This window comes from Exiguobacterium aestuarii (genome assembly GCF_020171655.1).
Lineage (GTDB): Bacteria > Bacillota > Bacilli > Exiguobacteriales > Exiguobacteriaceae > Exiguobacterium > Exiguobacterium aestuarii_A.
Genome location: NZ_JAIVAC010000001.1, coordinates 573935 through 585984, shown reverse-complemented (window position 1 = coordinate 585984; position 12050 = coordinate 573935). Strand labels below are relative to the sequence as shown.

The 12050-nt window shown below is 48.6% G+C and carries 12 protein-coding genes; 1 reads left to right on the top strand and 11 read right to left on the bottom strand.

Going from position 1 to position 12050, the window contains the following annotated elements; genetic code table 11:
- Nucleotides 1–11 precede the first annotated feature (11 nt).
- From dinG to bshB1, 8 genes are all read right to left on the bottom strand, one after another.
- Nucleotides 12–2822 carry an ATP-dependent DNA helicase DinG gene (dinG, locus tag LCM29_RS03025; protein WP_224860746.1) on the bottom strand — a complete coding sequence of 937 codons (2811 nt, stop codon included), beginning with the start codon at nt 2820–2822 and terminating at the stop codon, nt 12–14.
- Between the two features lie 106 nt (nt 2823–2928).
- Nucleotides 2929–3312, bottom strand: a complete 384-nt coding sequence (gene panD / locus LCM29_RS03020; RefSeq protein ID WP_015881490.1) for an aspartate 1-decarboxylase — start codon at nt 3310–3312, stop codon at nt 2929–2931.
- A gap of 5 nt (nt 3313–3317) precedes the next feature.
- Entirely contained in the window at nt 3318–4148 is an 831-nt protein-coding gene (gene panC, locus LCM29_RS03015; protein WP_224860744.1) for a pantoate--beta-alanine ligase, read from the bottom strand.
- Nucleotides 4148–4981 (bottom strand): 3-methyl-2-oxobutanoate hydroxymethyltransferase, encoded by an 834-nt coding sequence (gene panB / locus LCM29_RS03010; RefSeq protein ID WP_224860742.1) that lies wholly within the window; start codon nt 4979–4981, stop codon nt 4148–4150. Before panB ends, panC begins: the two co-directional genes overlap by 1 nt.
- A 224-nt stretch (nt 4982–5205) precedes the next feature.
- On the bottom strand, nt 5206–6168 hold the full coding sequence (locus LCM29_RS03005) for a biotin--[acetyl-CoA-carboxylase] ligase (RefSeq protein WP_214691900.1): 963 nt from the start codon (nt 6166–6168) through the stop codon (nt 5206–5208).
- Nucleotides 6141–7280 carry a CCA tRNA nucleotidyltransferase gene (locus tag LCM29_RS03000; RefSeq protein ID WP_214745356.1) on the bottom strand — a complete coding sequence of 380 codons (1140 nt, stop codon included), beginning with the start codon at nt 7278–7280 and terminating at the stop codon, nt 6141–6143. The genes LCM29_RS03005 and LCM29_RS03000 overlap by 28 nt, the downstream gene beginning before the upstream one ends.
- Nucleotides 7277–8398, bottom strand: coding sequence for an N-acetyl-alpha-D-glucosaminyl L-malate synthase BshA (gene bshA / locus LCM29_RS02995; RefSeq protein ID WP_214783643.1), 1122 nt, complete (start codon nt 8396–8398; stop codon nt 7277–7279). The genes LCM29_RS03000 and bshA overlap by 4 nt, the downstream gene beginning before the upstream one ends.
- Nucleotides 8395–9078, bottom strand: coding sequence for a bacillithiol biosynthesis deacetylase BshB1 (gene bshB1, locus LCM29_RS02990; protein WP_214745360.1), 684 nt, complete (start codon nt 9076–9078; stop codon nt 8395–8397). Before bshB1 ends, bshA begins: the two co-directional genes overlap by 4 nt.
- 112 nt (nt 9079–9190) lie before the next feature.
- On the opposite strand from bshB1, the gene LCM29_RS02985 reads away from it, so the two are divergent.
- Nucleotides 9191–10066, top strand: a complete 876-nt coding sequence (locus LCM29_RS02985; protein ID WP_074034617.1) for a YitT family protein — start codon at nt 9191–9193, stop codon at nt 10064–10066.
- Between the two features lie 41 nt (nt 10067–10107).
- Here LCM29_RS02985 and LCM29_RS02980 read toward each other — a convergent pair whose 3' ends face one another.
- The 3 genes from LCM29_RS02980 to LCM29_RS02970 form a co-directional block, all read right to left on the bottom strand.
- The gene (locus LCM29_RS02980) at nt 10108–10563 is read right to left on the bottom strand and encodes a GreA/GreB family elongation factor (RefSeq protein WP_224860740.1); all 456 of its coding nucleotides are present in this window, start codon (nt 10561–10563) and stop codon (nt 10108–10110) included.
- A 62-nt stretch (nt 10564–10625) separates the two neighbouring features.
- Nucleotides 10626–11309, bottom strand: coding sequence for a zinc metallopeptidase (locus LCM29_RS02975; protein WP_214745364.1), 684 nt, complete (start codon nt 11307–11309; stop codon nt 10626–10628).
- A gap of 38 nt (nt 11310–11347) precedes the next feature.
- Nucleotides 11348–11965: a DUF1405 domain-containing protein gene (locus LCM29_RS02970; protein WP_214691884.1), complete on the bottom strand. Its 618-nt coding sequence runs from the start codon at nt 11963–11965 to the stop codon at nt 11348–11350.
- Between the last annotated feature and the right edge of the window lie 85 nt (nt 11966–12050).

Genomic DNA, 12050 nt, shown 5'->3' with positions numbered 1-12050 from the left:
GATGCCTAGCGTTATCTATCATTTCTTGCCACAGAGTTTTCCTTTTCATCTAAAAACAATTCTAACTCGGATAGAGATGTCTCTAGCGTCCCTTCAATCCGGTCCACCTTCGGTAAGCTATTGATGAACTGTTTCCCGTAACGAGTCGTCTCGACCCGACGATCGAACACAAAAATCGCACCGTAGTCCGATTTCGATCGAATTAATCGTCCGACACCTTGTTTGAAACGGATGACTGCTTGAGGAAGCGAAAGTTCGAAGAATGGAGATTTCCCCATCGATTCAATTTTTTCCGAACGTGCTTGCATGATTGGTTGATCGGGCGGCGCGAACGGCAGACGCACGATGACGAGACAGGTCAACGCCTCACCCGGAATATCGACACCTTCCCAAAAGCTGGCCGTCCCGAATAAAATCGACTGTTCCATCCGCTTGAACTGTTTCGTCAATCGGCTTCGCGATCCCCCACTGACTCCTTGTGCAAGTAGCGTATACGAAGGGTCGAGATGATCTTTTACTTGTTCGTAAGTGAGACGTAACAATTCATTCGAGGTGAAGAGGACGAGCATCCGTCCTTTTGTCACGTTTGCAATTTGAACAATCGATTGAGCGGTCTGATCGACGAACTGAGGAAGCGGCACATCATTGATCAATGGGAAGTCTGACGGAACAAACAGTTTTGCCTGTTCTTTAAAGTTGAACGGCGAAGGCAATACGACTCGTCTGACCGGTTCTCCTTCAAGTCCGAGTCGTCGTTCCATAAAACTAAATTTGCCCGAGACCGTCATCGTCGCCGACGTCAAAATCGTCGGTCTCTTCTTAAATAATCGTTCGTGCAGCAACGGACCGATTTCAACCGGTTGCGTGTAGACCGATGTCAACTTACGGTTTCCTAAATTCAACTCGACCCAACTGACCGCATCATCATTACGTGTCAGCATCGTCTCATAAATGACACTTTCGAGCTCACGGACGTCGCTAATCAATGTTTTCAAATCACTCAAAAGCGCGCGTTGTTTGAACGTCATGTGTTCTTTACGCTCATCGAGCAGTCGATGTAGATGTCTGAGTGACGTCCGTAGTGTACGTAACTTGTCCTCTAATCGATTCGCCACTTCACGAATCGGTCTGAATGATGCGCCTTCTCGCTCGAATCGAACAGTTTGCCGAGGTTCTTTTTTCTTTCCTAGCGACTGTAGTGCCGTCAAGAGGTCTTCGAGCTCTTCCTCGACCCGTGCGAGCGCAGAATCAATCTGTTGACTGAATGCTTCTGCCTCTTCTGTCACAGACGTCAAATCGGCTAGCTGAATGATCCGAGAATGAAACTTCCCGTCCGCACCGTATCCGAACCATTTGAACAACCGATCAAATTGGATGGCATCAAACGTCACACCGAAATGGTGAGAGGCCACTTCTTCGACTTGATGTGCCTCGTCTAAGACGAGCGGTGTATCGGTCGGTAAGATACCTGCCTGATGTTGTAAATCAGAGAACAAGAGCGCGTGATTCGTCACAATCAAATCTGCTTCTTTCGAACGGAGGACGGCTTTTGTGAAGAAATCTCGGCTATACCAAGGGTCGAACCGTCCGAATTCACTTGAAGCATCAGCTTGAATCAACCGTTTAAAAGAAGCTGGACCTTGTGTCGCAGATCCTGGGAATGAAAGTTCCTCTAAATCCCCCGTCTCAGTCTCGGTTAACCAGACGAGTACCATCGCCTTACACATCGAAACCAACAATCCATCATTCGACTCATCGAGTACCATCTCGAATTTACGTAAATCAATATAGTTCCGTCTTCCTTTTAACAAGGTGAATTCAATTTCCGGAAAGATTTGTCGAAGTACCGGCAAATCCCGGTTCAGGAGCTGTTCCTGTAATTGAATCGTATGCGTACTGATGACGACAGGGCGCTTCGTCTCAAGTGCATGATGGGCACTCGGGATTAAGTACGCCAACGTCTTCCCGGTTCCCGTCCCCGCTTCGACTAACAACGTTTCTTCGTCGTCTAACGCTTTATAGACGTGACGCATCATTTCAAATTGACTTTGTCTCGGCTCAAATTGATCAAAGATTGACGGGAGCGTTTCTTCGATTGTGCGAAGGAGAAACGGTTCAAATGGCTCTCGTTCTTCTGCCGGAACGAACGTATCGCTTGGACGGTGTAACGCAATCTTTCGATGAATATCAAAACGCGTTTCGTCGTCTGGTCGAATCCCAACCTCGAGGATGATTTCATCGAGCAACGGCTCGACGTGACTCGTCCACGACTCAGACAAGTCGCGAAGTCGTTTCAATGTCACGACCGGTAAGTTGCGCAAGCGCTCGAGCATTCGGATAAAAAGCTCGGCTGTCGCCTCCGCATCACTGAGTGCGCGGTGTGCGTCTGTATGTACAAGGTCGAACGTCTCGGATAATGCTTCTAAGGCGTGACTCTCAAGTGTCGGGTAGAGGATACGAGCGAGTTCAACCGTATCAATGGCTCTCCCCTGAAACGAAAGATAGCCAGCTTGTTCAAGGCTCTCGTTTAAAAAAGTTAAATCAAATGCGACGTTATGCGCGACAAATACCCGTCCATCTAGCATTTTCCAAATGTCGGGAATCACTTCTTCAAATGTTGGTGCATCACTTACGTCATCATCGCTAATCGTTGTTAATTGCGTAATAAAAGGTGGGATTGGTCGACCCGGTCGAATCAAGGTGCTGTAGCGCTCGATCACTTCACCATCTTGTACAACGACCGCCGCAAACTCAATCAGTTCATCACCGGACTTTACGGAATGACCCGTTGTCTCTATATCCACAATCACATACGTGTCCATAACATCCATCCCATCTTAGGCACGCTCGTGCTTTCTGTCTGTCTCATCTTACCATAGAACGAACGACGAAAAAACGGGGATGCCTTTGTCGACACCCCCGAATGTTTTATAAAATCGTGTGAGCGATTTCTTCGTAAAGAAGTTGATCGACCTCGTTTTGCTCGTTCAATACGGCTACTTTTGGACGATGCGTTTTCGCTTCTTCTGCAGTCATTTGACCGTACGCCATGATGATGACAACATCACCGACCTGGAAATGTCTTGCTGCCGCACCGTTTAAACAAATCACACCAGAACCACGTTCGCCTTTGATGACATACGTCTCGATACGAGCGCCATTATGGTTGTTCGTGATGTGCACATGTTCATTTTCCATGATGCCGACTGCATCCATCAAATCCTCATCGATTGTAATCGAACCGACGTAGTGTAAGTTTGCTTCTGTCACTGTTGCTTTATGAAGCTTTGCGTGCATAAATGTACGAATCATTGGATTCATCCCTTCTTCCAAATCACATTATCAATCAATCGGGCTCGCTCAAACTGAACGGCCACCGCCATCAATATTTCTTTCGAATCGCTTGAAGCGTCAGCAAGCGTCGGGTAGTCAACGAGTTCGACATAGTCGATCTGACTGTTCGGAATCTCGTGTAATCGTTCGATCAGTCGTTGCTTCACTTGTTCAAGATCATGACCTGCCTCAAGTGTTTCTCTCGCTGTCGTCAACGCTTTAAAGATTTGACTCGCTTCTTCTTTTTCAACGTCTGACAAATATACGTTCCGAGAAGATTTGGCTAGTCCTGTCTCCTCACGAATAATCGGACAGCGTCGAATCTCGACCGGGACAAAATAGTCTCGGACGTACCCTTCGATGAGTGCCACTTGCTGGGCATCTTTCAGACCGAAATAAGCACGGGTCGGTTGAACAAGGTTAAATAATTTCGAGACGATTGTCAACACACCATCAAAATGGCCGGGACGACTCGCCCCACATAAGACATTTGCCCCTTGGCGAACAGTGACGCGCGCCATATCAAGCGGGTACATCGTCTCCGTCGTCGGATAGAAGAGAAGATCGACACCGGCTTCTCGTGCCAATTTTTCATCTCGTTCGAAGTCACGAGGATATCGGTCGAGGTCTTCGTTCGGACCGAACTGAGTCGGATTAACGAAAATACTCATGACAACGACGTCATTCTCACGTCGTGCGTTCTCAACGAGACTCATATGTCCTTCATGCAAATATCCCATCGTTGGCACAAAACCAATCGTTTGATCCGTTGGCAACGTGTGACGTAACTCTTCAACTGTTGATACAATCTTCATCATTTTCCTCCATACAGCGAGTCGAGCAATGACTCATCCATCGTGAACGTGTGACGTTCAAGCGGGAATTGTCCAGTTTTCGTCTCTTCCACATAAGAGCGGATGGCATCTGTCGCCACTTCATTCACGTCGGCATATGCCTGAACGAATTTCGGTAAGCGGTCCACGCCATATTTCAACACGTCATGATAGACGAGTACTTGTCCGTCTACCTCTGCCCCGGCACCGATTCCGATAACTGGAATCGTCAACTCTTCTGCGATTCGTTTCGCCAACTGATGCGGTACACACTCAAGGACGAGCATTTTCGCACCGGCACGTTCGGCAGCCAAGCTATCTTGAAGCAGTGTCTCTGCCGCCTCAAGGGATTTCCCTTGCACTTTATACCCTTCTAGCACACCGACCGATTGCGGGGTCAACCCTAGATGGGCAACACAAGGCATTCCTACTTGAGTGAGTCGTTCAATCGTCTGAAGAACTTCACCCGCACCTTCTAGTTTGATCGCATCCGCATGTCCTTCTTGGAAGAGACGGGACGCAGCCTGAAGTGTTCGGTCAAAATCACCATGGTATGTCGCAAATGGCATATCCACCACGACAAATGTGTTTTTCGCTCCACGGCGTACTGCCTTCGAATGGTGAAGCATATCTTCTGTCGTCACCGGGATCGTCGAGTCATACCCGAGGACGACCATCCCAAGAGAATCGCCGACCAAAATCAAATCGACCCCTGCCGCTTCGGCAAGTTTGGCTGACGGGTAATCATACGCCGTCAACATGACGAGCTTTTCTTGCTCGTTCATCTTTTTCAATAATGAAGTCATCGTGTGCATCTGTTTCTCCTCCTAAACGTGGAGACAGGAAAGAATAAACGCCTTCTTACACGGTTGGCAAGAAGGCGCACGAAAAACAATTTCATGGTTTTCATGAGTAGTGTCCTTCTGTCCCTGTCAAAATGATCAAGGCAGACAACTGATTGTGACAGTCTGCAAGCGCGGTACACTTCAAAAACTGATAGCGTCCGACACATTAAGTATAGTCGATGGTCTCGCTTTCATCAATCATTCCACACTGCAATCTCAGCAGAGTAGACGGGTTCAACCTTTCCTTCTTCTTCAAGAAGCAATGCGCCCTCTTCGGAAATCCCTCGCATGACCCCTGTACGAGAAGTACGAGAAGCGTTCAACGTGACTTTTTCATTCAAGTAGGCGGCATGTTGCATCCAATTGATCCGGATTGGATCAAAACCACTTTCGAGGAATCGGTCATATTCGACTTCAAGTTCAGCCAGTAGTTCAGCCAACAGTTCACTTCGACGGAATCGCTTTCCGGTCTCTAGATAAAGAGAAGTGGCCCGATGAGCTAACTCGTCTGGAATCTCCTCACCATTGACGTTCATCCCGAACCCTAGGATGACAGCCTGAATCCGATCACCCTCCGTCTGCATCTCTGTCAAAATGCCACCGATTTTCTTCCCATTCAATAATAAATCATTCGGCCACTTGATCATGACATCAAGATTTTGATGGTTGAGCGCCCGTGCGAATGCACTCGCTGCCATCAACGTGAGTTTCGATGCATCTCGAATCGGCAAATCCGGTCTTAAGATGATGCTCGCCGCAATATTGACATGTTTTGGGTTATGCCAATGACGACCGAGTTGTCCTCGTCCGGCAGTCTGTTCTTCACTGATGACAATCGTTCCTTCCGACACATGCTGTTGCGCCAATTCATGGGCGATTCGTTGTGTCGTATCGACTTGTTCATACGCATGGACCGTCTGACCGAATCGACCTTTACGGAATGAGACAAATGCTGGTTCATCCAGACGGTCACTCTGTTCAATCAGTTGATATCCTTTACGGGGGATTGTATGGATCGCATATCCGTCTTGCTTCAACGTTTCAATGTGCTTCCAAATAGCGGTACGTGAAATATTCAATTGGCGCGCCAATTCTTGTCCGCTCCATACTTCCCCATTTTGTAATAACGTCAAGACACGCCCGCGCGTTGAAGCCATCGTCTCGCCTCCTCTTTTAATACGGTCCCGTGATTCGGAATCTCTTGTGAAATGACACGTCGTTCGAGATCAAGCAATAGATGCTTGATCGCCTCGCCTGTCGCACCGAGTTCAAGCGCATCCCGTCCATTGAATTTCAGTTCTTGGCGGGACTGGATTGGGAGTGACTCCTTCAGTTCACGACTGCGGTCTGGTTCACCATTCATTTTAAAATAAGTCGAGAGAGTCCGCTCATCCGTCGTGTAAACCGTCATCACATCGAGTCCGGTCTCACAGAGCTGCGCAAGCACTCGAGCCTCCCGCTTGATTGCATTCGATCGTTTCCATGGCAGTAGCCATGCCTCATCTTTTGCGTGATAGAGGAAGATGGCCCACCCACTGACCGCATTCACTGGAGTGCGATCATCTTGTTGCACCCGTTGCATCAGTTCGGTCGTCACATTCGGTAGATGACGATGGATGCCGAGCTCGACCATCTCTGCTAACGCTTTTCGATAGGCCGGTCCCGTCAACAATTTCTCAAACTCGATTGCGATGCGTTCCATTGCGATTTGTTCAAGTTTGTGACTAAGTGAACTCGCTGCGTGACGCAATTCTTCGTGTAACGTGAAGTCGAGCTGAGACATGAAACGGAGCGCACGCATGATGCGAAGGGCATCTTCACCAAACCGCTCGAAAGGACTCCCGACCGTGCGAATGATGCGTTCATCTAGATCGTGTTGCCCTCCGAATAAATCGACGACTTGTCCGTCATGAAACGCCATCGCGTTCATTGTGAAGTCACGACGTAACATGTCTTCTTCGAGCGATACACCGAGTGCGACATGGTCCGGACGTCTTGAATCTGAATATGATCCTTCCGACCGGAATGTCGTCACTTCGAACGGATGATGGTCGATGATGACCGTGACCGTTCCATGTTCGATACCGGTCGGGACCGATTTCGGGAACAGTGCCATCACTTCTTCCGGGAAGAGGGACGTGGCCAAATCGATATCATCGGGCAAATTCCCAAGGACATAGTCCCGAACGGCTCCACCGACGATATACGCCTCGCCGCCATGTCGTTCAATCGTCTCAATGATCTGTTTTGCATACTCCCATTCTGTCATGATGTCACCACCTGTTCATACAAGCGTTCATATTGTGTCACGATGTCTTGTGAGGCGAATCGTTTCGATTTCACCAACCCGTTTTGTCTGAAACGCTCCTGTAACGTTGCGTCTGTCAACAGCTGTTGCATGGCCATAGCGGCTTTCATTGCATCGCCTCGTGGAACGACGAACCCGTCCTCACCGTCCGTGATCACTTCAGGTAGTCCGCCGGCGTCACTGACGACCGACGGGACTCCCGTTGCCATCGCCTCGAGTGCCACAAGTCCGAACGCCTCTTTGTCTGATAAGAGAACATGGACGTCACTAATGGAGAGCAGTGCAGCGACTTGCTCTTGTTTCCCGGCAAAGATGACTTGATCTTCAAGACCCATCTCCGTCACGAGGCGGCGCATGGCACCCATGAGCGGGCCGTCTCCGACGAGTAACAGTTTTTTATTTGGAACGTCCATCTTGTCGAACGCCTCGAGGACGAGGTCGACGCGTTTGACGGGACGGAAGTTTGAAATATGGATCACGACCCGGTCGTCTATCGTCAAGCCGTATCGTTCCCGTAAGGTTGGGTCGAATTGTGGAGTGTACACCGATTCATCAATAAAGTTGTGAATGACTTGAATCGGCAAATTGCTAGCAATCCGCTCCTCCGTCTCCCGTTTCAAACTGTGCGAGACGGCAGTAATCGCGTTGGATTGGCGCAACCCATATAAAATCGCCGGTTTCAATTCCTCATCCTCACCGAGAACGGTGATATCGGTTCCGTGTAGCGTCGAGACGATCGGCGTCTTCACACCGGCCATCTCCCGACCGAGCGCGGCACACACGGCATGTGGTACGGCATAATGCGCATGAATGACATCGAGCCCGAACGACTGGATGACACTCGCAATTTTCGCGGAGAGTGTCATATCGTACGGTGGATAGCGAAAGACTGAATATTGGTTGATTTCGACTTGGTGGAACGTGATATTCGGATGATAGGCGTTCAAACGAAACGGCATACTACTCGTAATGAAATGAACGTCATGTCCTCGGTCCGCAAGCTTCATGCCGAGTTCCGTCGCTAAAATCCCCGAACCACCGACAGATGGATAACAAAGAATTCCGATTCGATACGTCATGTGAGCTCACCTGCCCGTTTGACGACATACGGTCGCACCCGTTTCAACCCTTCCGCATACGACACGCCAATCAAACTCCCAAAATGGCGTTCACGGGCAATGACCCGTTCCACGTATGCATCGGTGAGCGGTGTTTTCACCCCATCGACTGGAGTGAACTGGCTAGCGTAACATTGGAGTGCCCGTGTCTTCACTTCAATCGTGTCACTAATATCAACGCATACATCCGGCTCGACATGTGCATTGATCATATATTGATACACACTTTCTGGTCGATATGCCGGAAGCTCCGGTAAATATTTTCGAATACCCGCGTTGAATAACGCCTCTGTCACGAGATAAGCGCATGCCGCATGGTCGGGATGGCGGTCGACTTCATATGGATACAATAAGTGCGTTGGACGCTCACGTCGAATCAAGGAGACGATTGCCTTGAGCTGTTCTTCTCCCCCGTCAATTCCCCGGTCTTTAAATCCGAGATTGATTCGACGGACACCAAGCACGTCATCTGCCATACTGGCTTCTTGTTGTCTCGTTTCTACATCACCATTTGAAGAAAGTTCCGCTCTCGTCAAATCGACGTATACGACCTCAATCTTCTCTTTCGTCCATTGGGCGGTCATCCCTGCAATCCCAATCTCGATATCATCTGGATGTGCCCCGATGGCTACTACTTTCATTTACATCACCTCTTCTTTGAAAAGTATAGCCGACTCGTTTCTGAATGTCATATGTTCAGGGTAGTCAATCGAACTGTTTTTCGAGTACTCTATCTAAGGGGAGGTGAACCTAATGACGGTACAATTACCGATTCGTGTTCGAAATATTATTTTCATCTTAATAGGTTCTTTTATTTTTGCATTCGGCGTTTATCACTTCAACGTCCAAAACAACTTGGCAGAGGGGGGGTTCACCGGGATCACCTTGATTCTTCGGGGTCTCTTTGATATCTCGCCTTCCATCACGAACTTGGCGTTAAATATCCCACTCTTTTTCATGAGTTATAAGTTGTTAGGGCGAACGACTTTCGTCTATACACTTATCGGGACGTTCTCATTTTCACTTTGGTATGCACTCATCGCTAAATATTCTACACTCGTCATCGACCTAACGGATGACATGGTGCTCGCAAGTTTGTTTGCCGGTCTCTTTATCGGAGTCGGACTCGGAATCATCTTTAACAATGGCGGAACGACTGGTGGCGTCGATATCATCGCGCGACTCGTACAACGCTATATCGGCTGGTCGATCGGAAAGACGTTCCTCATCTTTGACTTCTTTGTCATCGTTCTCAGTTTGACGTATCTCGATATCCGCGAGGCGATGTATACGCTTCTCGCCGTTTACATCGGGGCACGTGTCATCGACTCAATGCAAGAAGGAACGTATGCCGGTAAGGCGGCGATGATCATCAGCGACCACCGGACTGCCATCGCCGACGGTATTCATGCGACGATGAATCGCGGCACGACAAGACTACTTGCCAAAGGTGGCTATTCGAACCGTGAACTTGAAGTGCTGTACGTCGTCGTCGGGCGAAATGAAGTGAATCGCTTGAAGACGATCGTCAAACAGATCGATCCCCATGCGTTCGTCACATTCCATCACGTCTATGAAGTGGGCGGAGAAGGCTTTACGTTCGATGAGAATCGAATGCCGCTGAAATAAGCAAAAAATCGCCTCGTTCACAGGAATGAACGGGCGATTTTTTATGGCTCAATGTTGAGCACCTCAACTTGAATCGTGCCTCCTGGCGTTTCGATTTGAATCGTTTGACCAATTGTCGCCCCCATCAAACTAAGACCGAGTGGTGATGTCATCGAAATGCTTCCTCGTTCTAGATCCGCTTCTGCCTCACTCACGATTCGATAACTCTCGGTATCCTCGTCGCCTTCACGAATCACGACCCGATTCCCGAATGTCACGACTTCTGACTGTTCGGATTCGACGATTGTCACGTCGGCAAGCAGGCGCTCAAGGTCTTGAATATCCGCCTCTACCCGCTCATATTCCCGTACCGCCTCAGTATAGGTGACATCTTCTCGAAAATCACAAAATTTCCGCGCTGTACGTATACGTTCACGCGCATCTGTCCGAGCCTGTCTTAACATGGCTAGTTTATTTTTCAATTGCTCATGACCGTACTCTGTCAGTTGCGGTTTCATCAACAACATTTCCTTTCATCAAAAAATAAAAAAATCCCGCCGATTCTTGACGGGATTTCGTTCTATTCCTCACGTGGCATGAAGACGATGAGCGCCAAACGGATGAGTTCGGCAACGGCTACGAGTGTTGCAGCCACATACGTCCATGCTGCGGCATTCAATACTTTCCGTGCGCCAGACTCTTCTGTCGCCGTCACGATGCCGTGTGACGTCAACTGAGCCATCGCTCGTTTCGACGCATCGAACTCGACCGGGAGCGTGATCAATTGGAACACGACCGCACCGAGCATCATGATGACACCGAGTTGTGCCAATCCGAGTGCACCGAACAAGAAACCACCGAGTAACAATGGGAACGACAAGTTCGACGTGATGTTGACAACTGGAACGAGGCTATGTCGAACGCGCATCATCTTGTAGTCGGTCGCATCTTGAATGACGTGACCGATCTCGTGGGCCGCGATGGCTGCCGACGAAATCGTCGAACCTTGATACACTTCACGAGAGAGACGGACGACCTTATTGACCGGATCATAGTGGTCGCTCATGAGTCCATCGACCATCTCGATTCGTACGTTGTGGACACCGTTTTGTTTCATGATGAAATCAGCGACTTGTGCGCCGGTGACACCGCTTTGAAGCGGCTGTTTTAAAAACTGTTTGTACGTGCTTTTCACTCGCATCTGGGCCCATAAGGGGATGAGCATAATCAGTGCAAGATAGAAAATATAGCCACCTAATGACATTTTCTATTTCACCTCTGCGTGTATTTGATAATTTGATTTTACATTCTTATGAACTTATTTTCAAGCGAAGGGCGTAGGACGAACGCATATCCCATAAAAAAACATAATCCCGTTAACCAAAACGAGCCGTAGCCGATCCACATGATATGTTCCGCGAGTGACGGATAGCGAGGCCATTGACCGAGCACATAATCAACTACGTCATTATGAATTACCCAAATCAATGTACAGACAAACGATGTAATGGTCCACTTCATAAAAGGTGCGTAGATCAGTGCTTGAAGCGCCATCGCTCCATGAGAAACCATCAACATGACCGCCATTAAGATGGTGATGGTCGGTGCATCCACGGGTAACGTCCCTAAAAACATGATATTCATGATGACGGCCCAGACCCCGTATTTGATTAAGGTAATGAATGCAAGCGTCTCGAATAATGGTGAACGCTTATTCACGATCCATAATCCGAGGACGATTGTAAAGAAGAGGGATGCTGTCGGGCTGTCCGGGACAAACGGCCAATAGACGTATGGTGTGTCCCGCAGCTGAGGCTCATACCAAATATAACCGTAAATCGTACCGCCTAAGTTGATCACAAATAATAGCGTCAGTACGATTCGATTCATTAAGAAAGTGTTTAAAAACGTCGGGTTCATGTTCTCAATCCTTTTTTCTTCAGTTTATCGCAATACGAATACATAAGTAAAAAAGTGTAGCCTGGTTTCTCAGGCTACACTTTAT